The 21,436-nt window shown below is 46.4% G+C and carries 15 protein-coding genes; 9 read left to right on the top strand and 6 right to left on the bottom strand.

Annotated features, from left to right (window positions below; translation table 11 throughout):
* Window positions 1–108 precede the first annotated feature (108 nt).
* On the bottom strand, window positions 109–1,806 hold the full coding sequence (locus NXS07_RS14740; RefSeq protein ID WP_258087036.1) for a ShlB/FhaC/HecB family hemolysin secretion/activation protein: 1,698 nt from the start codon (window positions 1,804–1,806) through the stop codon (window positions 109–111).
* A 519-nt stretch (window positions 1,807–2,325) separates the two neighbouring features.
* Between NXS07_RS14740 and NXS07_RS14735 the strand changes: the two genes are divergently transcribed.
* The gene (locus NXS07_RS14735; RefSeq protein WP_258087035.1) at window positions 2,326–2,499 is read left to right on the top strand and encodes a hypothetical protein; all 174 of its coding nucleotides are present in this window, start codon (window positions 2,326–2,328) and stop codon (window positions 2,497–2,499) included.
* Window positions 2,500–2,538: 39 nt separating this feature from the next.
* On the opposite strand, the gene hemL is transcribed toward NXS07_RS14735, so the two are convergent.
* Entirely contained in the window at window positions 2,539–3,822 is a 1,284-nt protein-coding gene (hemL, locus tag NXS07_RS14730) for a glutamate-1-semialdehyde 2,1-aminomutase (protein WP_258087034.1), read from the bottom strand.
* A 221-nt stretch (window positions 3,823–4,043) separates the two neighbouring features.
* On the opposite strand from hemL, the gene erpA reads away from it, so the two are divergent.
* Window positions 4,044–4,388: an iron-sulfur cluster insertion protein ErpA gene (gene erpA, locus NXS07_RS14725; RefSeq protein ID WP_038193874.1), complete on the top strand. Its 345-nt coding sequence runs from the start codon at window positions 4,044–4,046 to the stop codon at window positions 4,386–4,388.
* A gap of 72 nt (window positions 4,389–4,460) precedes the next feature.
* Here erpA and btuF read toward each other — a convergent pair whose 3' ends face one another.
* Both btuF and mtnN read right to left on the bottom strand, forming a co-directional pair.
* The gene (gene btuF / locus NXS07_RS14720; protein ID WP_258087033.1) at window positions 4,461–5,309 is read right to left on the bottom strand and encodes a vitamin B12 ABC transporter substrate-binding protein BtuF; all 849 of its coding nucleotides are present in this window, start codon (window positions 5,307–5,309) and stop codon (window positions 4,461–4,463) included.
* Window positions 5,310–5,340: 31 nt separating this feature from the next.
* On the bottom strand, window positions 5,341–6,039 hold the full coding sequence (gene mtnN / locus NXS07_RS14715; protein ID WP_258087032.1) for a 5'-methylthioadenosine/S-adenosylhomocysteine nucleosidase: 699 nt from the start codon (window positions 6,037–6,039) through the stop codon (window positions 5,341–5,343).
* Between the two features lie 138 nt (window positions 6,040–6,177).
* Between mtnN and dgt the strand changes: the two genes are divergently transcribed.
* Entirely contained in the window at window positions 6,178–7,716 is a 1,539-nt protein-coding gene (gene dgt, locus NXS07_RS14710) for a dGTPase (protein ID WP_038202957.1), read from the top strand.
* Here the strand turns inward: dgt and NXS07_RS14705 are convergent.
* The gene (locus NXS07_RS14705) at window positions 7,700–10,060 is read right to left on the bottom strand and encodes an ATP-binding protein (RefSeq protein WP_258087031.1); all 2,361 of its coding nucleotides are present in this window, start codon (window positions 10,058–10,060) and stop codon (window positions 7,700–7,702) included. The two genes, dgt and NXS07_RS14705, sit on opposite strands and share 17 nt — an antisense overlap.
* 53 nt (window positions 10,061–10,113) lie before the next feature.
* Between NXS07_RS14705 and rlmD the strand changes: the two genes are divergently transcribed.
* The 6 genes from rlmD (at window position 10,114) to NXS07_RS14675 (ending at window position 19,539) form a co-directional block, all read left to right on the top strand.
* Window positions 10,114–11,466 carry a 23S rRNA (uracil(1939)-C(5))-methyltransferase RlmD gene (gene rlmD / locus NXS07_RS14700; RefSeq protein WP_258087030.1) on the top strand — a complete coding sequence of 451 codons (1,353 nt, stop codon included), beginning with the start codon at window positions 10,114–10,116 and terminating at the stop codon, window positions 11,464–11,466.
* Window positions 11,467–11,475: 9 nt separating this feature from the next.
* Entirely contained in the window at window positions 11,476–13,713 is a 2,238-nt protein-coding gene (gene relA, locus NXS07_RS14695; protein WP_258087029.1) for a GTP diphosphokinase, read from the top strand.
* Between the two features lie 6 nt (window positions 13,714–13,719).
* On the top strand, window positions 13,720–14,520 hold the full coding sequence (mazG, locus tag NXS07_RS14690; RefSeq protein WP_258087028.1) for a nucleoside triphosphate pyrophosphohydrolase: 801 nt from the start codon (window positions 13,720–13,722) through the stop codon (window positions 14,518–14,520).
* 239 nt (window positions 14,521–14,759) lie between these two features.
* Window positions 14,760–16,397 (top strand): glutamine hydrolyzing CTP synthase, encoded by a 1,638-nt coding sequence (gene pyrG / locus NXS07_RS14685; RefSeq protein WP_258087027.1) that lies wholly within the window; start codon window positions 14,760–14,762, stop codon window positions 16,395–16,397.
* Between the two features lie 101 nt (window positions 16,398–16,498).
* Entirely contained in the window at window positions 16,499–17,800 is a 1,302-nt protein-coding gene (gene eno, locus NXS07_RS14680; protein WP_258087026.1) for a phosphopyruvate hydratase, read from the top strand.
* 353 nt (window positions 17,801–18,153) lie between these two features.
* Complete coding sequence (locus NXS07_RS14675; RefSeq protein ID WP_038193887.1) at window positions 18,154–19,539, top strand: DASS family sodium-coupled anion symporter; 1,386 nt, start codon at window positions 18,154–18,156, stop codon at window positions 19,537–19,539.
* Window positions 19,540–19,609: 70 nt separating this feature from the next.
* On the opposite strand, the gene NXS07_RS14670 is transcribed toward NXS07_RS14675, so the two are convergent.
* On the bottom strand, window positions 19,610–21,091 hold the full coding sequence (locus tag NXS07_RS14670; protein WP_038222463.1) for an aldehyde dehydrogenase family protein: 1,482 nt from the start codon (window positions 21,089–21,091) through the stop codon (window positions 19,610–19,612).
* Window positions 21,092–21,436 lie beyond the last annotated feature (345 nt).

The following is a 21,436-nucleotide window of genomic DNA, read 5'->3' as shown; positions in this document are numbered from 1 at the left end:
TAGCACTGGCATTTACTCTCGTTTGGTTACCAATGTGGGCTGATTGATTTATGAACATAAAACATCAACAGTCCCTAAATTAAGTCCTAATTTGCTGGTATAGTTTTATTAAAAACTGAGTGAAGCAGACCAATAAATAACCCAGTGGTCTGGTTTGAGATGATTGGGATAAATCAGCGGTTTTCCTAGTGTGACCCTCTGATTCATCCTGTTGTGATTGAGCGAAATACCCAGTGATGTTCCTGTGACATTACCTCCTTCGATTTGCCTTTTTTTATTGTTTTCCAGCCAGCCTGTATCCAGTGCACCATTTAAAGAAAGTTCACCCAATAAAGGGAGTCTGGCTAATTTCCAGTTCAGTTCATTACGCCAATATCCACCATTATTCCCGATGAGATTTTGCTCCTTAAATCCTCGGACGGAATATTGCCCGCCTAATGAAAGGCGTTCACCGGCATAAAGATTATCCGGAGTAAACTGCCCATACAGGGAGGTCAGGTAATAGATATCTTCCGTAACAGGAATAAAATAACTGCTACTCAGGCTGAATTTACGGAACTGACTTCTGAGGGCATTGCGGTCGCCGGAGTTATCTTTAGTCGCACCCCAGATGCTTAAACCATGACTGAGCGTCGGGTTGAACGTAAGATAGCCCCCTGCCAGTACAGTGCTGTAGTTAGCACCCAGACTGACAGCGTTTAATGTCGGGCTACTGACGGATAACTTTACTCCGGCCGCAATGTTGGAGGTCTGGCGGCGGACTAGCCCTATATTCAGCCCCAGTTTTTGCTTGCTATCACGGTATAATGTCCGGTTTGCTTTTAACTGATGAGTTTGTCCCTTGCTTTCATGGCGGTAACGGTCGGTGCCTACAGATATCATTTGAAATGAGCTGTTTCTGGCATACTGGTAATCGAATGACCAGTAGCCATAAGGAATTGTTATCCCTGATGTCACGTTCCAGTTCTGGTGATTATGGCGAAAATCACTGTTACGGTTGGCGGATATTGACCACAGATCAGCAAGGTGCAGTAGGTTATCCAGCCCTAAAGTGACATTAATTTGTTCTTTCCCGGTATTTTTTTGTCCACTGTTATCCAGTCCCAGACTGGCATTGACCGGCAATCGGGAAGCGGTGCGCTTTAAAATAACGTCAGAATAACCGGGTTGTTTAGCCGGCTGGATATCAATCGTTATCTGTTGGGAAGGCAGACGGTTTAACTGTTCCATGCCCTGCTCAATATCCCGCAAATTAAGGAGTTTTCCGACCATATATGGAAAAGCCATTTTCAGGGCAAGGGGCGTTTCATCATCAAGCAGGATGGAGCCGACTTTTCCTTCCGTAACCGTAATTGTCAGGATGCTGGTGGATAAATCCTGCTCTTTTAATCCTGCCTGAGAAGTTACATAACCTTTTTCTATGTAGGTGTTTGATACCTTACGTACCAATTCGTTAATTTTACCGACGGTCAGGCAGCGGGATAGATAGGGTTTGGATAATGCCTGTTGCACTGATGCGGAGAGATTTTCTGCGCCTTCAAACTGAATTTGGTGAATAGGGTGGCAGAGCGACTCTTCATCATCAGATGTCGGTGTCGCGAGTGGTGATAGCGTAATGCTATTGCGAATGTCATCACGCTGCTGTTGTGCTTGTTGTAATAAGTCTTTTTGTTGCTGAGTAATGGCATCTTGATCAACAGGGCTGATAAATGATGATGCATTTGATTTCCCTGAAATTGCTAGCAGCGCAAGGAGCAATAAACGAGCAGAATTAGTAGAAATTCTGCCCGGAGAATAAAGAGGCATAAATAAATTACACATATATAGAAAATGACGCTGCATTATATAGAAATGTAAATTTAAAACAATATTCTTATAGTTTTGTATTTTTTATGAATTTAGTTGTTTTTTTAAATAATGTGTGTAAATCAATCTGTATTTGTCTGGTATTTAATCTAACAGCTGAATTCGAATAATCAGTACACTTTTATTTATTATTATTTTGGTTTGTTTGTATTCAAATCTATTCGCATGCTTAATATTAAGTGATGAGATTTTTAGTTTGAAAATAATTTTGATTTGGTAATTAGTTTATTGTTTTTATTTAAAAATAAAGCATTATAGAAAATGATAATACGTTAGTAAATTTGAAAAAAAGTAAAGATATAATTTTTTGATTGGATGGGATTTTTATTGAGTGTTTGAAAAATAGCCTGATGTTCAATTGGTATTCATTAATTCTAAAGATTTAAAAAATAATTAACCGACGTTATTTATCATTCAATTCGGTATGCTGTTCTTTTTATAATATATGAGAAGGACAACATGTCAGTATTTCAGAGTATCCAATCTTCTCTATTCAACAAAGTAAAGTCCCTGATTATCGGTACTTGGCTAAGAACGCGTATTAATCCACGGCATTTCCGTTGGCTGGTACTTATTTTACTGGGTGTATTGGTGATAATGTCGTCAACTCAGGTCGTGCGAGTTTTAATATAAGACGCCACAGGATTGTGGCGTCATGAATAACGGAATGACTTAATTCAGTCTGGCAAAGCAGCGAGCGGCGGCATCAACGGTACGCTGAATATCTTCATCTGAATGGGCGATGGACATAAAGCCTGCTTCAAACGCAGAAGGAGCCAGATAGACGCCTTCATCCAGCATCAAGTGGAAGAATTGCTTGAAGCGTTCAACATCACACGCCATGACATCCTGATAGCAAGTCACGCTTTCTGCGTCGGTAAAGAAAATACCGAACATCCCGCCAACGTGGTTAACCACCAGAGGAACGCCCGCTGCTGATGCCGCGTTTCTCAGACCAACCGCCAGCTTGTCTGTCAGTTCGCTCAAACGCTGGTGAACGCCGGGTTGGGCGACTTCATTCAGGCAAGCCAGACCCGCAGCCATAGCGATAGGGTTACCGGAGAGGGTTCCCGCCTGATAAACCGGGCCAGTGGGTGCCAGTTTTTCCATGATGTCCTGACGGCCGCCAAATGCGCCCACTGGCATACCGCCACCGATGATTTTGCCGAGGGACGTCAGATCTGGCTCAACGCCGTAATACTCTTGTGCGCCGCCCAAAGCGACACGGAACCCGGTCATGACTTCATCAATGATCAGTAAAGCGCCGAATTCATCACACAGCTTACGCAGACCTGGTAGAAATTCTGGTCGTGGGGGAATGCAGTTCATGTTACCGGCGACGGGTTCTACGATGATACAGGCGATCTCTTCTGGGTATTTTTCGAAGGCTTCACGCACGGAATTCAGGTCATTATAGACGCAGGTCAGAGTATGTTTGGCGAAATCGGCAGGAACGCCCGGAGAATTGGGCTGGCCGATGGTCAAGGCGCCGGAACCCGCTTTGACCAGCAAACAGTCAGCGTGGCCGTGATAGCAGCCTTCAAATTTGATGATCTTATCGCGCTCGGTATAACCACGCGCCAGACGAATGGCGCTCATGGTGGCTTCTGTACCGGAGTTCACCATGCGAACCATATCCATGGAAGGCACCAGCTCTGTCACTAGTTTTGCCATTTCCACTTCGGCAGCCGTTGGTGCACCAAAGCTCAGGCCACGCTCGGCGGCTTCAATCACGGCGTTGCGAATGGCAGGATGATTGTGCCCCAGTACCATTGGCCCCCATGAGCCGACATAATCGATATAGGCATTGCCATCAACATCGTAAAGGTAAGCACCATCGGCGCGTTGGATAAAGACAGGTGTGCCACCGACACCATTAAAGGCGCGTACCGGTGAATTGACACCGCCGGGGATCACCTGTTTTGCCTGAGAGTAAAGTATTTCGGACTGGCTCATTAATAAAAGCTCCTGAAAAAATAAGGGTACAGATAGGGGGAGGCCATTTTAAAGCAGCCTGATGGGGAAGCCAAATCATCCTGACATGGAGAAGCGTGTTGCCTTGGTGTAGCAAAACTTGAACGAATCAGTCAGGTATCGGATAATCGCGGCTAACTGATCAGAAGGTTTAAAACGACTTTCTGAGAATTTTTACCGAAACACCGGTCTGGAGCAAAAAAATGAGCGATGATGCTGCATTGCCTTTGCAGTTTACTGATGCCGCAGCCAATAAAGTTAAAGTACTGGTTGCTGATGAAGATAACCCGAACCTGCGTCTGCGGGTTTATATTACAGGTGGTGGCTGTAGCGGTTTCCAGTATGGTTTCACTTTCGATGATCAAATGAACGAAGGTGATCTGACGATTCAGAAACAAGGTGCTGAGTTAGTGGTTGACCCGATGAGCCTGCAATATCTGGTGGGTGGCTGTGTCGATTATACGGAAGGACTGGAAGGTTCCCGTTTTATCGTCACTAACCCGAATGCAAAAACCACCTGTGGTTGTGGTTCTTCTTTCAGCGTCTGATCGAAAATATGATACCGTTATTAAAAATAAGGGCAGCTTAAGAGCCGCCTTTATTTTTTTCTACGTTGGCCTCTAGCCGCCAGAAAGATTAAGCTCCCGGCAAAGCTGCTCTGTCGCCAGAATAATTCGTGGCCCTGCACGGCTGAACCAATCGTCATTCAGGGTGATGATCTTGACATTCAACTGTGGCTGCCAAAAATCCGCCACGCGCTGTTTTTGATCTTCAGTTCCTCCCAGCACAATCACTTCAGGTTTGCGTGTAAGTACTTGCTCACGATTGACTTGCGGCCACGGTACAGTGCTGTCGGCAAAGATGTTTTTACCACCACATGCGGATACGATTTCACTTTGAATGGTGTGATCGGATGAAGTAAAAATCGGATTCATACCAAATTGTAAAAACACAAGCTTGGGATTGGGGGTGGCATGGGTTTGTTTTAATCGGCTGAATGTCTGGCGGATATCAGCGGCTGATTTTTTGGCGATATCGGGGCGTGGGCTATAGACAGCCAGTCGTTCCAGATCGGTTGCGACATCTTCCACTTTTTTCACATCAGAATAAAAAATCGGGATACCTAATGCCGCGAGCTGTTCTAACGGACGCTGGGGATTACCGCCGCGCCAGGCCAGAATCAGATCGGGTTTCAGGGCAATGATCCGTTCAACATTGATGCCTTGCCAATCAGCGACTTGCTCTAGTTTTTTGGCGGCTTCGGGATAATCGGAGTAAGCACTGATTGCAACAAGCCGATCGCCTAGTCCAGCCGCATACGCGAGTTCGGTCGTCGAGGGAGCAAGGCTGATAACACGAGAGGCTGCGGCGTGAAGTGGCGCACTGACACTATACAGAAAACTAAAGAGCAGGAATGAGAATGACAACCAGATTGATCTAAGTGAGATTATTTTCATCCAGAATTTCATAATCGGTGCTCCACTTCAATTAATTGATTAATTAATGTTGGCTGAGTTCGCTCAACATGGCGTTGACCATCCGTGTTGATTCACGGGCAGCGATAACTAAGAATTCATCAAAGCTGATATGAGATTTCTGATCGGCAACATCAGAAATGGCACGAACCACCACGAATGGAATTTGATACTGGTGGCAAACATGGCCGATAGCTGCCGCTTCCATTTCAACCGCCGCGACTTGCGGGAAAGTAGCACGGATACGCGCCAGGGGTTCTGCGCCATTGATAAAAGCATCACCGCTACAAATCAGCCCACGAACTGCATTCAGGTCAAGGGATTTAATGCATTTTTCGGCCAGTGTAATTAATTGGCTGTCGGCGATAAAAGCAGGTGGACATTGTGCCATTTGACCCGGCTCATAACCAAAGGCAGTGAGATAGGCATCGTGATAGCGGACTTCTCCGGAAACCACGATATCCCCCACATTCAGTTTAGGGTCAAGGCCGCCGGCTGATCCGGTGTTAATCACGATGTCTGGCTGGCAATGTTCAATCAACAGGGTAGTGCCAAGAGCGGCCGAGACTTTACCGATGCCGGATTTCAGCAACGCGATGTCAACGCCATTCAGCTTGCCGGTGTAGATTTCACATCCGCCCCGCGACACAGTTTGCAGACCTTCAATCTGGTCACGCAGTAGTGTTACTTCTTGTTCCATTGCGCCTATTACACCTACTTTCATTGTGTCATACTCATGGTTAATTAATGGATTAGTGTCTATGAAAAGGCACTCTTATTCGATGCGGCAGTGTAACATTGAATCACTGTTTACTGGATATTCCGGCTATAAATAAGCGTTTCATTCGGTATGGGGGGATTAATGACTAAAATTGATTTCAAGCAGAAGTTGAATTACCAGCGTAAGTACAGCAACTCTTCCATACATCCTGACGATGAAGATCAGGTGAATCGTCAATTCGAAAGTGACCGTGGGCGGATCATCAATTCAGCCGCTATCCGGCGCTTGCAGCAGAAAACGCAGGTTTTTCCGCTGGAACGCAACGCCGCCGTGCGCAGCCGGTTGACTCACTCGCTGGAAGTGCAGCAAATCGGTCGCTATATTTCAAAAACGATTATTGCAGAACTGACAAAGCAAAATCTGCTGGAAAAATATGGGCTGAGTGATCGCTTACTTGCTTTTGAAAGCCTGATTGAAATGGCCTGCCTGATGCACGATATCGGTAATCCGCCGTTTGGCCATTTTGGTGAGGCTGCGATCAGAGATTGGTTCTCGCGTCGATTAGATCCTGATTATTTTTCAGATTGCGCTTCTGAAAGCACAGCTCGGCAAGATGGCTGTAAAGTGGCGGCATTGAGCTACAATGGTGAAGCCAAAAAAGATCTGTTCCGGCGCCAGTTACGTAAGGATTTATGTGAGTTTGAGGGCAATGCCCAAGCGATCCGGCTGGCACATAATCTGCTTAAACTGAATCTGACTTATGCCCAAATCGGCTGTATCCTGAAATATACTTGCCCGGCTTACCGTCTTGAAGGATCTCCCGAAGAATTCAGTTACCTGATGAAGAAAAAAGGCTACTACTGGTCGGAAGACAGTTTTATCCATGAATTAAGAAAAGAGCTGCAATTGGGGGATTTCTGCCGTTTTCCGCTGACGTATATTATGGAAGCCGCAGACGATATCTCTTATTGCATTGCTGATTTGGATGATGCGGTTGAAAAGGGCATTTTCAATGTTGAACAGTTGGTGGAATACCTGAAAAAAGAGTGGCAGGAAAATGGGGGACACAGGAAAGGGGATTTATTTGAATTCACGGTGATGCAGGCTCATAAGAAAACGGCCAGCAATGAGGCTCGTCGCAGTATTCATGAGCAGTTTTTCATGTATCTACGGGTATTTATCACCGGAAAATTGGTGCCCTATACCGCTAAACGTTTTATTGAGAATTTGCCCGAAATTTATGCAGGTACATTCAATCATGCTTTGTTGGAAGAGAATGGCGATGAGCAACGTCTATTGCAGATTTTGAAAAGTGTCACGCGGAAATGGGTATTTAACCACCCTGAAGTCGAAGAGCTGGAATTGCAGGGCTATCGGATTATTACCGGATTGCTGGATGTTTATAGCCCATTATTGGAGCTATCTCGGCAGGATTTTATGGCGCTGCACCGAGATAATTTTCACAAAAAATACTTTATTGAAACGCGCCTGCTGCACAAATTATCTACCAAACACCGGCTGGCCTATGAAGAGGCGGTAGAAAACATTGTCGCCACTGATGAAGCTGAAAAAGATGTGCTCGAATTTTATTATCGGGCGCGTTTGATTCAGGACTATATCAGTGGCATGACTGACCATTATGCTTACGAAGAATATCGTAAATTTATGGTATCGAAGTGAGAGGCCCGATCGCTCTCAGTACATCAGGAGCCGCGGCAATGACGTGATTGATCTCATCGATGAATTCCAGTAATTCTGGCTCCAGATCCGCCAGAGGAATAGCTTGTTTCAGTTGTTTTTCGATGAATTCACAAATCGCTTGCAGTTTGGGGACGCCATTGTAACAGCAACTGCCATGTAATTGGTGGACATGATGCTGAAACTGTTTGTGATCAATGTCGCTATCTGCTGCCAAGATCTGTTCAATCATCGCTTTCATTTCTGGCAGCGATTGTACTAGCATCTCCAGAACTTCCCGCGCCAGAGATTCTTTTCCGGCCGTTTGTTTCAAAGCCATATCCCAATCGATGAACTGTGATTTTTTCTTTTGGCTGTATTGATTCAGCCACGTTTTCAGGCGACGTTCATCCAATGGTTTTGACAGGCAGCCAACAAACGGGGAACGTCCCCCATTTTGGGTTTCATTACAGGGAAAAGCCGTCACGGCCACAATGGGTGTCTCTTTATGCTGTGGTAATTGATGGATCTGTTCAGAGGTTTGAATACCATCCATATCTGCCATCTGAATATCCATCAGAATCAGATCCAGTGCGTGTTGTTGTGCCGTAGTCAGCGCTTCCAGACCACTGCTGCACAGCAGGGTATTCTCGATTTGTTCGTCCAGCAAAGTACCAATTAATTTCAGATTGGCCGGATTATCATCCACCGCCATCACGGTTATGGGCAAACGTGGAAAAACCGAGGGAATGGGCAGGCGTTCAGGTAATGAACCCAATAAAAACGCTTCTTTTTCCAGCCAGAGATCAAAATAAAATACGGTTCCTTTTGCGGGTTCGCTGATGAAATCGATCTCTCCCTTCATTTCATTGACCAGCCTTTTAGTGATGCTCAAACCCAGTCCGGTTCCCCCGTAGTGGCGGGTAATGCTGGCATCGGCCTGATTGAATGCCTGGAACAGAATCGGACGATATTCTGGTTTAATGCCGATGCCAGTATCGGTTATAGTGAAATCAATCTGCACGAGATGGTGCTGCTGCTGACGCAATTTGACCTCCAGTATCACGCTGCCTTTATCTGTGAATTTAATCGCGTTACCAATCAGGTTAGTGAGTATTTGCTGCAAGCGAATGGGATCGCCGATCATCAGGTTAGGCAATTTGTCATCTATGCGATGATGAAGGGGGAGGTTTTTCTCGCTGGCCGCGGGAGTGAGCAATTCGATGACTTCATTGACCGTATCTCGCAGTAGAAAAGGAACTTGATCCAGCACCAGTTTATTCGATTCCAGCCGTGAAAAATCCAGAATGTCATTGATGATTTTCAGCAAATTATTGGCAGAACGTTCAATCACATAAAGATATTCGGCTTGCTGAGAAGTAATGGGTGTTTTGAGCATCTGACGGGTAAAGCCAATAACGCCATTAAGCGGTGTGCGTAATTCATGGGACATATTTGCCAGAAATTCTGTTTTGATCTTAACCGCTTCCTGTGCGCGTTTTTTGGCTAGAGTCAGTTCAACGTTTTGGATTTCTAATTGTTCCATGGTGATTTGTAAGTCAGATGTGGCCTGATCAATATGCAACTGCATCTCATCTTTATATTTCGACAGCGATTCCGCGACGGTATTGATGCCATTCTGGAGTGCGGCCAGTTCTCCCGGCATCGCGCCAGTGACACGAATGTTCAATTGTCCCTGCCGTATCCGTTCTACGACTCTCACCATGTCACCCAGTGGCTGTGTCACTTTGCGCACCAAAATGTGGGCAAACAGGGCAGTGCCGCCAAGACAGAGGATCAGCAGGATGATTGACGTCGTAATTTCTTTATATTGCTGGATTTGGGCCGTTCTCAAATCCAGATCAATGGCGATATAGCCGATGGGATTGGCTTTGCTGGTGGTATTGCGCCATTCGTTTTCTTGGGTGTTTTCTGCAATCAGCGGCATCATCAAAATGATATTATTATCGTGTCCTGATTGACTCAGTAGGATCTTTGGGATTGGCTCACCAGCAGGAAGCCGCAACTGGTTCGCATCATATTTATCATTAGAAATGTCGAAAAGCTTATGATTTTTATCAAAAATCGCAATGGCTTTGACAATCTCGGAGTTACGGCGATGCAGGCTATTGACTAAGACTTCGACCCGTCGATGATTATCCAGATTGATGCCCACCTCGCTGGCGATGGACAACGGTTCAATAATGCTGATCCCACTGCGGACTATCAGGTTCTTCAACTCGTAATAACGGTATGAGATAAATGATATACTCACCAGCGTTCCGACCAGTAAAACAGGAACCAATATCAGGCTCATCATACGGGTGCGTAGGCTATATTTGGTCATAAGCGTCCATTGTGGGAAAATCAAAACTCAATTTTTCAAAGTCAGTCAGAATCATGGTGCAATTTTACTCCCCAAACCGCCGCTCCGTAAACCGAGGCATTATTTCCGTTACCGCAGATAACCTTGATGCACAAGGGCAAGGTATTGCCCGTCATCAGGGAAAAACGATCTTTATTCAGGGATTATTGCCGGGTGAACAGGCCCAAATCCAACTGACAGAAGAAAAACGCCAGTTTGCCAAGGCCAAAATAGTAAAACGTCTATCAGACAGCCCGTCTCGTGTTGTACCGCGCTGCCCGCATTTCAATGTGTGTGGCGGTTGTCAGCAGCAGCACGTTGCGATTGAGCTGCAAGCCAAAACTAAGGCCAGCGTGCTGGAACACCTTATCCAGCGAGAAACTGGCATCAGTATCAGCGCTCATCCCATTATTCACAGCCCGGAATATGGCTATCGGCGTCGGGCACGGCTTGGCCTGCAATACGATGTTAAGAAAAACCCGGCCAGGCAGCAAAAATTATTGATGGGATTTCGCCAGAGCCAGACCAACGATTTGGTGGCCGTTGCACATTGTCCGGTAATGCGCCCTGAATTGGAACAGTTATTGCAACCGTTATCCCAGTGCCTGAATAGCCTGAGTGCGGTTAAACGGCTGGGACACGTTGAATTGGTGCTGGCGGATAATGGCCCGTTAATGGTGTTGCGTCATCTTGATCCACTGAAGTGCGAAGATAGGGAAAAATTGTGCACTTTTTCGGTGCAGCATAAAACGGCAGTCTATCTGGCCGGCGATGAAAAATCCCTTGAGCCTTTGATAGAAGGGCAGTCTTCTCCGTGGTATCAGGTGGATGGCTTGAAATTGGAATTCAGCCCGCGGGATTTTATTCAAATTAATGATGAAGTTAACCAGCAAATGGTGGCACAGGCGTTGGCCTGGCTGGATTTGCAGCCGACGGATCGGGTATTGGATCTATTTTGCGGCATGGGGAACTTTACCTTGCCAATGGCGCCTAAAGTACAGGCCGTAGTGGGTGTAGAAGGGGTTGCCGCCTTGGTCGCGAATGGGCAATATAATGCCCAGCTCAATGAACTTAATAACGTCGATTTTTTCCATGAAAATCTGGAATCGGATATTCACCAGCAGCCTTGGGCGGTGCTGGGGTTCAATAAAGTGCTGCTGGACCCAGCCCGCGCAGGTGCGGCGGGCGTCATGTCACATATCGTAAAACTGGCTCCTGAAAAAGTGGTGTACGTTTCCTGTAACCCCACAACGCTGGCGCGGGACAGCAAAGTTCTGCTGGAGGCTGGTTATCATCTTGTCAGTGTGCGGATGCTGGATATGTTTCCGCACACTAGCCACCTGGAATCCATGGCTTTGTTCAGCCGTGAGCCAATGGCTATCGAGTAGGGAGGAATTATGGTTGCGGTAAGAAGTGCACATCTCACACCGGCAGGTGAATTTGCGGTCGATAAGTGGATCACGAGTTTAAATATCACGAATCCACAATCCAGTGAGAAATTAGCCGAAACATGGCATTACTGTCACGAAAAAGTCCAGGATCACCCTGATGCGGCGCTGTTGCTGTGGCGCGGTGTGGAAATGGTGGAAATCCTGTCCACATTGAGTATGGATAATGACAGTATGCGCGCTGCGCTGCTCTTTCCCATCCTTGATGCCAAACTGCTCGATAATGAAACAGTGACAGAAACATTTGGCACGGCCATTACCAATCTGGTGCATGGCGTGATGGAAATAGATGCCATTCGCCAGTTGAAAGCCACCCACACGGATTCCACCAGCTCAGTGCAGGTCGATAATGTGCGTCGGATGCTGCTGTCGATGGTGGAAGATTTCCGCTGTGTGATCATCAAGCTGGCGGAACGGATCGCCCATTTACGGGAAGTGAAGGATGCCAGCGAAGATGAGCGAGTACTGGCGGCAAAAGAGTGTTCCAACATCTATGCGCCTCTTGCCAATCGGCTGGGTATCGGTCAACTAAAATGGGAACTGGAAGATTTCTGTTTCCGCTATCTGCATCCTGATGAATACAAAAAGATTGCCAAACTCCTGCATGAGCGCCGGATCGATCGCGAACAGTACATCGGAAAGTTTGTTACGACCATACGCAAATACATGCTCAAAGAAGGGATCTCGGTCGAAATTTATGGGCGTCCCAAGCATATTTACAGCATCTGGCGCAAGATGCAGAAAAAATCCCTCGCCTTTGATGAACTGTTTGATGTGCGGGCAGTGCGTATTGTCGTTGAGCGTTTACAGGACTGCTATGCGGCTTTAGGAATAGTGCATACTCACTATCGTCATCTGCCGGATGAATTTGATGATTATGTCGCTAACGCTAAACCGAATGGTTATCAGTCCATTCATACCGTCGTGCTGGGGCCGAATGGGAAAACGCTTGAAATTCAGATCCGTACCCGTCAGATGCATGATGATGCTGAACTTGGGGTTGCCGCCCATTGGAAATACAAAGAAGGCACCGCCATTGGCGGCGGCAAATCGGGCAGTTATGAAAGCCGTATTGCATGGCTGCGTAAGCTGATCGCATGGCAGGAGGAGATGGCGGACACTGGCGAAATGCTGGATGAAGTTCGCAGCCAAGTGTTTGATGATCGCGTTTATGTCTTTACGCCAAAAGGCGATGTGATTGACTTACCGGCAGGCTCTACGCCGTTGGATTTTGCCTATCATATTCACAGTGATGTCGGGCATCGCTGCATCGGGGCGAAAATTAGTGGACGCATTGTGCCGTTCAGCTATCAGCTTCAGATGGGGGATCAAATTGAAATCATCACCCAGAAGCATCCGAATCCAAGTCGTGACTGGCTGAATCCGAACCTTGGCTATGTAACCACCAGCCGGGGACGAGCAAAGATCCACAACTGGTTCCGCAAGCAGGATCGTGACAAGAACATCATTGCCGGCCGCCAGATGCTGGATAATGAACTGACCCATTTGGGAATCACTGTCAGGGAAGCCGAGAAAGAACTTATTGCCCGTTATAACGTTCATTCGCTGGAAGAAGTGTTGGCGGGGATTGGTGTTGGTGACATCCGTATTCACCAATTGATGAATTTCCTGCAAAGCAAGTTCAACAAAACGACGGCGGAAGAAGCTGATCGTAAGGCGCTGCGCAATCTGGAAAATAAAACCTACACTCCGCGCAATGTAAAACAAGACAATGGACGTATCGTCGTGGAAGGTGTCGGCAACCTGATGCACCATGTTGCTCGTTGCTGTCAGCCGATCCCCGGTGATGAAATTGTCGGGTTCATTACGCGCGGACGCGGAATTTCCATCCACAGTGCTGATTGTGAGCAGTTGGCCGAATTGGAAATTAGCGCACCAGAGCGCATTGTGGATGCGGTATGGGGAGAAAATTATTCCAGCGGCTACTCCCTTGTGGTGCGGGTGCTTGCTAATGATCGCAGCGGATTACTGCGTGATATCACCACGATTCTTGCCAATGAAAAGGTAAATGTACTGGGGGTGAGCAGCCGAAGCGACGTGAAGCAGCAATTGGCGACTATCGATATGAATATTGAGATTTATAATCTACAGGTATTGGGACGGGTACTGGCGAAGCTCAACCAGCTATCTGATGTGATTGAAGCCAGACGTTTGCACGGTAATTAATGAAACATGGATAAGATAAAAACCACTTCGATTGAACGACTTAAGGGGATTATGACGCAGTTGCGCCATCCCCAGCAGGGTTGCCCGTGGGACAAAGTGCAGACTTCGGCCACCATTGCGCCTTACACGCTGGAAGAAACCTATGAAGTCATTGATGCCATTGAGCGCAACGACGCAAATGCCCTGAAAGAAGAGCTGGGGGATTTGCTGTTTCATATCGTGTTTTATGCCCAGATGGGCCAAGAACAGCAGTTGTTTGATTTTGACGATATCTGCGACGCGGTTTGTGACAAATTAGAGCGCAGGCATCCCCATATTTTTGATCAACAGGCAGGCATCAGTAGCGAAGAAGCGATAGGGAGCTGGGAACAGCGTAAAACAGCAGAGAGGGCGGAAAAAGACCAGCATTCTGTGCTGGATGATATTCCCGCCAGTCTGCCCGCATTGATGAAAGCCTATAAAATCCAGAAGCGCTGCGCTTCGGTTGGTTTTGATTGGGATACACTTGGCCCGGTGCTGGGCAAGGTGTATGAAGAAATCGATGAAGTGATGGATGAGGCCTGGCAGGCGGTTGTTGATGAAGCCCGGCTGGAGGAAGAGCTAGGGGATTTGTTGTTTTCTGTCGTCAATTTGTCCCGTCATTTAGGGCATAAACCAGAAATGGCATTGCAGAAAGCCTGCGGTAAATTTGAAAAGCGTTTCCGAAGCGTCGAAAAGCGTGTCCTCGACCAAGGTCTGTCATTGGAAACGGCGACACTGGAGGAAATGGAACAGATGTGGCAGCAAGTCAAAAAACAGCAGTCATAGGGCAGAAATAGCGAAAAAAACGTCGTGGAATCGCCGAATAACCTGAATCAGGTGAAAATTTTTTAAACTATTAACTTGATGAATTTAAAGAGAAAGACATCGGCTGGTTTCGCGCTGTCCCTGATAAGTCGGCACTTTATCCTGCCTAGATGGTTTGTAGCGCATTTAAGGTTAGGGTATACTGCTTTCCCGTCCTGTTATATTCATCATCCTTTTAAACCTAAACTCTCAGGTTCAGCATGAAAACTAATTATATTTTTGTGACCGGCGGGGTCGTATCCTCTCTGGGTAAAGGCATTGCTGCTGCCTCTTTGGCGGCTATACTCGAAGCCCGTGGACTCAAAGTCACCATTATGAAACTGGACCCGTACATCAACGTCGATCCGGGTACAATGAGCCCAACCCAACACGGGGAAGTTTTCGTTACCGAAGACGGCGCTGAAACTGATCTGGATTTAGGCCATTACGAACGTTTCATTCGTACCAAAATGACACGCCGCAATAACTTCACGACCGGTCGTGTCTACTCTGAAGTGCTGCGTAAAGAACGCCGTGGCGATTATCTGGGTGCAACCATTCAGGTTATCCCCCACATTACCAATGAAATCAAAGATCGTATCATCCGTGGTGCAGAAGGCTATGATGTGGTGCTGGTGGAAATCGGCGGCACTGTCGGTGATATTGAATCTCTGCCATTCCTTGAAGCTATCCGTCAGATGGCTGTGGAAGTCGGCCGTGAACATACCTTGTACATGCATCTGACGCTGGTGCCCTATCTGGCGGCGGCTGGTGAAGTCAAAACTAAGCCTACTCAGCATTCTGTGAAAGAACTGCTCTCCATTGGTATTCAGCCGGATGTTTTGATCTGCCGCTCAGATCGTATTATTCCCGCCAATGAGCGTGCAAAAATCGCGCTGTTCTGTAACGTTCCAGAGAAAGCCGTTATCTCTTTAAAAGATGTTGATTCCATTTATAAAATCCCGGGTCTCTTGAAATCTCAGGGCTTAGATGATTATATTTGTAAACGATTTAGCCTCGGATACCCTGAAGCTGATCTGTCCGAATGGGAACAGGTCGTTTATGAAGAAGCTAATCCATCGGGTGAAGTCACCATTGGAATGGTGGGCAAATATGTTGAACTGCCGGATGCTTATAAGTCAGTGATTGAAGCACTGAAACACGGCGGGTTGAAAAAACGCCTGACCGTCAACATCAAACTGATCGATTCTCAGGATGTTGAAACCCGTGGTGTTGATGTATTGAAAGGTCTGGATGCCATTCTGGTGCCGGGCGGCTTCGGTGGCCGTGGTATCGAAGGCAAGATTATGACTGCACGTTATGCCCGTGAAAACAAAGTCCCTTACTTGGGGATCTGTCTGGGTATGCAGGTTGCCCTGATTGAGTTTTCACGTAATGTGGCGGGCATGAAAGAGGCCAACTCCACAGAGTTTGAGCCAGAGTGTAAATTACCGGTTGTAGGTCTGATCACGGAATGGCGTGATGAGAACGGCAACTTAGAAGTACGTAGCGAAGAGAGTGATCTCGGCGGAACGATGCGCGTTGGCGGCCAGTTATGCCGTCTGTCTGAAGGCAGTCTGGTACGTAAACTTTATGGTCAGGACGACATTATTGAACGTCATCGCCATCGTTATGAAGTGAACAATTTATTGCTGAAACGCATTGAAAAAGCAGGCCTGCGTATTGCCGGCCGTTCAATCGATAACAGATTGGTGGAAATCATTGAGAACCCGGCACATCCGTGGTTTGTGGCGTGCCAGTTCCACCCGGAATTCACTTCAACGCCTCGCGATGGTCATCCGTTATTTGCGGGCTTTGTTGAAGCCGCAGGCAAATATCAGAAAGGCCAGTTGAAATAAGATATGGGGCGATTGATTGGTTTTAATTGTAACTAATTGAATTTTAATGAATTTAATTTCAATCGATTGCCCGGAATTTAACTTGTACTGAGGAAAACCTAATGTCCAAAATCGTTAAAGTACTTGGCCGTGAAATCATCGATTCCCGTGGTAACCCAACGGTAGAAGCAGAAGTACATCTGGAAGGTGGCTTTGTTGGTCTGGCTGCTGCGCCATCAGGTGCATCAACAGGTTCTCGCGAAGCACTGGAACTGCGTGATGGTGACAAATCTCGCTTCATGGGTAAAGGTGTACTGAAAGCGCTCTCTGCGGTTAATGGCCCAATCGCTCAGGCTCTGGTTGGTCAGGATGCGAAAGATCAGGCTAACATCGACAAAATCATGATCGAGCTGGATGGTACTGAAAACAAATCTAACTTCGGTGCCAATGCGATTCTGGCTGTTTCCCTTGCGAACGCTAAAGCGGCAGCAGCGGCAAAAGGCATGCCTCTGTACGAGCACATTGCTGAGTTGAACGGTACGCCAGGCAGATTCTCCATGCCTCTGCCAATGATGAACATCATCAACGGGGGTGAGCACGCTGACAACAACGTGGATATTCAGGAATTCATGATCCAGCCAATTGGTGCCAGCACGCTGAAAGAAGCGGTACGCATCGGTTCAGAAGTTTTCCACTATCTGGCAAAAGTGCTGAAAGCAAAAGGCATGAGTACGGCGGTTGGGGATGAAGGGGGTTATGCGCCAAATCTGGAATCTAACGCAGCAGCGCTGGCCGCGATCAAAGAAGCCGTTGAACAAGCGGGTTATGTGCTGGGTAAAGATATTACTCTGGCGATGGATTGCGCAGCTTCTGAATTCTATAACAAAGAAACGGGCAACTATGAACTGAAAGGCGAAGGCAGGACGTTCACGTCTCAGGAATTTACCCACTATCTGGAAGACCTGACCAAAGAATATCCAATCGTTTCTATCGAAGATGGTTTGGATGAATCTGATTGGGATGGTTTTGCTTATCAGACTAAAGTTATGGGCGACAAAATCCAGTTGGTTGGTGACGATCTGTTCGTAACTAATACCAAGATCCTGAAAGAAGGTATCGAAAAAGGCATCGCAAACTCCATCCTGATCAAATTCAACCAGATTGGTTCACTGACTGAAACTCTGGCTGCAATCAAGATGGCAAAAGATGCGGGCTACACTGCGGTGATTTCTCACCGTTCTGGTGAAACCGAAGATGCGACTATTGCTGACTTAGCTGTGGGTACTGCGGCAGGTCAAATTAAGACCGGTTCTATGAGCCGTTCTGACCGTGTTGCTAAATATAACCAGCTGATCCGTATCGAAGAAGCACTGGGTAACCGTGCGACTTTCAATGGTCTGAAAGAAGTGAAAGGTCAGGCATAATTGCCGGTCGATATCGATAAAAAATAAATTTTATTTATGTTTTGGCGAAAGAGTATATGCTCTTTCGCCATCTCAACAAAAGATAATTTTATCCATATAAGTGATTATATACACGATGATGAAATGAAAAGTATGAAATAACGGCACAATATCCGTATGTTTTCTAAACAATCATTCATTAATTGAACAAACCCCACGTGATAGATCCCAAAATCATACACGTTGTATTTTCTTCCTTGTTAATACTCCTTATTATTTCACATGTAATGTAATTCTTTAACATTTATGGCAATGATTCATCAATAATTCTTTTTACATTACCGTGTTGTGTTTCATTGTTTTACGGAGTCTTCATGGACGCTTCTGAATCTTTAACCCCAGCGATTGGGCCAAATCCCTCAAATAAAAGAGGCTTAATTATTCTCGCGCTGGATATTATCTTGCTTGTCGCTTTGCTTAAGTTTTTGCCGTATGGCGAAAAAACCAATGCGGGTCTGGCATTGATGGCATTTGTTGGTGTGCTATGGCTGACTGAAGCTATACACGTCACAATTACGGCTCTGTGTATTCCAATTCTGGCTGTTGGTATGGGATTAATGAATACGGGTGATGCGCTGCAATCTTTTGCAAACCCGATCATCTTTCTGTTCTTTGGCGGTTTTGCACTGGCAACGGCATTGCATATTCAAGGTCTGGATCGGCTGATCGCCAACCGTCTTCTGATGATTGCCCGTGGGCGTTTATCGGTGGCTGTATTGCTGATATTTGGTATTACAGCCGTGCTTTCCATGTGGATCAGTAACACCGCGACTGCTGCGATGATGCTGCCGCTGATACTGGGTATTCTGGCTAATCTGGATGTGCGCACTGAACGCAATACGTTTGTTTTTGTGTTGCTGGGGGTGGCATACAGCGCCAGTATCGGTGGTTTGGGAACACTGGTGGGGAGCCCCCCGAATGCCATTGCAGCGGCGCAACTGGGTATGGACTTCTTCACATGGATGAAGTATGGCGTGCCGATGGTCATCATTTTGTTGCCAGTCATGGTGGCCGTGATGTATATCATGCTGCGTCCAAACCTAAAGCATAAATTTGATCTGAAATTGGAACATCTGGAGTGGAACAGTAAGCGTATTATCACTATGGCTATCTTCTTGCTGACGGTGTTTAGCTGGATTTTCAGTTCAATCATCAGTGATGCTTTTGGCGGTATCAAAGATCTGGATACGATTATTGCAGTGAGCGCAGCCATCCTGATTGGCATCACTGGCGTGTCAACTTGGTCACAGATTCAGAATAACACCGAATGGGGCGTATTGATGCTGTTCGGTGGCGGCCTGACGCTGAGTGCTGTCCTGAAAAACTCCGGAGCCAGCGAAGTTATGGCGAATGGCATGGCGGCAACCTTCGGTGCCAGTCACTGGTTTGTGATCATCCTTGCTGTTACTGCGTTCATTATCTTCCTGACGGAATTTACCAGTAATACCGCCAGTGCTGCACTGCTGGTGCCAATTTTCGCTACGGTTGCAGAAGCCTTGGGGATGCCTGTCATGGTGCTGACTATGATTATCGGTATCGGTGCATCCTGTGCATTTATGCTGCCTGTGGCAACGCCTCCTAACGCAATTGTTTATGGCTCTGGCTATATCAAGCAAATTGAGATGGTGAGAGTGGGCATGGTGCTGAACGTGGTATGTATCGCCATTATCTCTGTGGTTGCCTGGTTCTTCTGGTTGTAATTCATATCAATAAAAAATTGATCATAAAAATCGCCACCCGGAAGGGTGGCGATTGTCTTGGAACCTATAACTATTCTTTCGTACTAATATAGATATTTTTCACCTGAGTGTAAGCATCCAGACTCATTTTATGGGTTTCTCTGCCAAGACCGGATTTTTTGTAACCGCCAAATGGGGAATGGGCGGGCAGGGCATGATAGGTATTGACCCACATGCGGCCTGTCTGAACCGCTTTTGCCACGCGCAGAGCACGGTTGATATCCTGCGTCCAGACAGCGCCTCCCAGACCGTATTCAGAATCATTGGCCATTTCCACGACTTCTTCTTCACTGCTAAATGGAATGACACACAGCACTGGCCCGAATATTTCTTCCTGTGCAACCCGCATTTTATTGGTCACATTGGTAATAATGGTTGGCTGAACAAAGAAACCATCATCGTATCCCGCGCCTGTTATGCGGTTTCCACCAGTTAGCACAGTTGCACCTTCCTGCTTCGCAAGGTCAATATAGCCCAGAATAAAGTCCATTTGCTCCTGACTGATCTGACAAGCCATCTCGGTTTCGGCCATCATGGGATCGCCCACCCGAACGGATTCAAATGCCGCTTTCAGCGATTTCAGGAACTCGTCATGAATATCTTTATGCAGGAACAGGCGAGCGCCAGATTCACAGGCTTGCCCCTGATTTAACAAAATGCCGTCAGCAGCATATTTGACAGCCTTTTTCATATTGGCATCAGGGAAAATAATGTTGGCAGATTTACCGCCGAGTTCTAATGTGGCAGGGATGATCCGTTTGGCTGCCGCTGCGGCAACGTTGTAACCGACTTCTGTTGAACCTGTAAAGGCTACCTTGTCAATGCCTTCATGATCGAGGATCGCTTGACCAACACTAGACCCGCGACCTGTAACGATATTGACAACGCCCGCTGGCAGAACTTGATTCAAGATACGACCTAATTCGAGCAAACTGATTGAAGTCAGGCTGGCGGGGTTGATCACGATGGTATTACCGGCGGCGAGAGCAGGAGCTAGTTTCCATGCCGCCATCAGCAGTGGGAAGTTCCACGGGATAATCTGTCCTACAACCCCAATGGGTTCTCTGATCACTAGGCTGAGGGTATCGGCATCAATCACATCGGCTTCATCGGAATGGGCGCGAATGACGCCAGCGAAGTAGCGAAAGTGATCAACGGCAAAAGGAATGTCAAACGTCCGACATAGATTTAGTGTCTTACCGGCGTCTAAGGCTTCAAGAGTAATGAAACGTTCTGATTCAGCTTCCAGCAGGTCAGCGATTTTCAGTAGCAGAGATTGTTTTTCGGCTGCTGATTTTTTACTCCATGCAGGTAAGGCTTTTTGGGCGGCTTTGACTGCCAGTTCAACATCTTGGGCATTGCCAGCAGCATATTCTGTGAGTAACTCACCGGTTGCCGGGTTATAACTTTTACGGGTTTCTTTTGAAACGCTATCTACCCATTCTCCATTAATCAACATTTTATATGATTTAGCAGGTAACATTTCTTTTGCGATATCATGTAGTTTTTTCATTATATTCTCCGAGTACTTTGGTTTTTCCTATGCTAGGACATCTATCCCGAATGTTTTATGGGATTAACTCTTATTTTTCTGTCAGAATTGTATTTAAATATAAAGGATCTGTATCAATAAATAAGTAGGATAATAAAATAGAGGGTGTAATCTAATAAAATTACATGAGTATATTTATAATAAATGCATGTCATAATTTTAAATATAAATTATTTATCGTGTTATTAATTAATTCTTTTTTTGTTATTTAACTTATTCATCTATTTACATATATACGCAATTAACTTGAAGATGCAGGAATTAAAGTCTGGAAATTATCTGTCAACCGGGTGGTGAGTTCTTTCG

This window comes from Xenorhabdus bovienii (assembly GCF_024721015.1).
GTDB classification, from domain to species: Bacteria; Pseudomonadota; Gammaproteobacteria; order Enterobacterales; family Enterobacteriaceae; genus Xenorhabdus; species Xenorhabdus bovienii.
Note: the sequence above shows the minus strand (reverse complement) of the source record. Positions and strands in the feature narration are given on the sequence as shown.

Coding starts and splice junctions, on each gene's coding strand:
- pyrG (WP_258087027.1), top strand. CDS start 14,760: ATGAAAACTAATTATATTTTTGTGACCGGCGGGGTCGTATCCTCTCTG.
- hemL (WP_258087034.1), bottom strand. CDS start 3,822: ATGAGCCAGTCCGAAATACTTTACTCTCAGGCAAAACAGGTGATCCCC.
- NXS07_RS14705 (WP_258087031.1), bottom strand. CDS start 10,060: ATGACCAAATATAGCCTACGCACCCGTATGATGAGCCTGATATTGGTT.
- NXS07_RS14675 (WP_038193887.1), top strand. CDS start 18,154: ATGGACGCTTCTGAATCTTTAACCCCAGCGATTGGGCCAAATCCCTCA.
- NXS07_RS14670 (WP_038222463.1), bottom strand. CDS start 21,091: ATGAAAAAACTACATGATATCGCAAAAGAAATGTTACCTGCTAAATCA.
- rlmD (WP_258087030.1), top strand. CDS start 10,114: ATGGTGCAATTTTACTCCCCAAACCGCCGCTCCGTAAACCGAGGCATT.
- relA (WP_258087029.1), top strand. CDS start 11,476: ATGGTTGCGGTAAGAAGTGCACATCTCACACCGGCAGGTGAATTTGCG.
- erpA (WP_038193874.1), top strand. CDS start 4,044: ATGAGCGATGATGCTGCATTGCCTTTGCAGTTTACTGATGCCGCAGCC.
- mtnN (WP_258087032.1), bottom strand. CDS start 6,039: ATGAAAGTAGGTGTAATAGGCGCAATGGAACAAGAAGTAACACTACTG.
- mazG (WP_258087028.1), top strand. CDS start 13,720: ATGGATAAGATAAAAACCACTTCGATTGAACGACTTAAGGGGATTATG.
- NXS07_RS14735 (WP_258087035.1), top strand. CDS start 2,326: ATGTCAGTATTTCAGAGTATCCAATCTTCTCTATTCAACAAAGTAAAG.
- eno (WP_258087026.1), top strand. CDS start 16,499: ATGTCCAAAATCGTTAAAGTACTTGGCCGTGAAATCATCGATTCCCGT.
- btuF (WP_258087033.1), bottom strand. CDS start 5,309: ATGAAATTCTGGATGAAAATAATCTCACTTAGATCAATCTGGTTGTCA.
- dgt (WP_038202957.1), top strand. CDS start 6,178: ATGACTAAAATTGATTTCAAGCAGAAGTTGAATTACCAGCGTAAGTAC.
- NXS07_RS14740 (WP_258087036.1), bottom strand. CDS start 1,806: ATGCCTCTTTATTCTCCGGGCAGAATTTCTACTAATTCTGCTCGTTTA.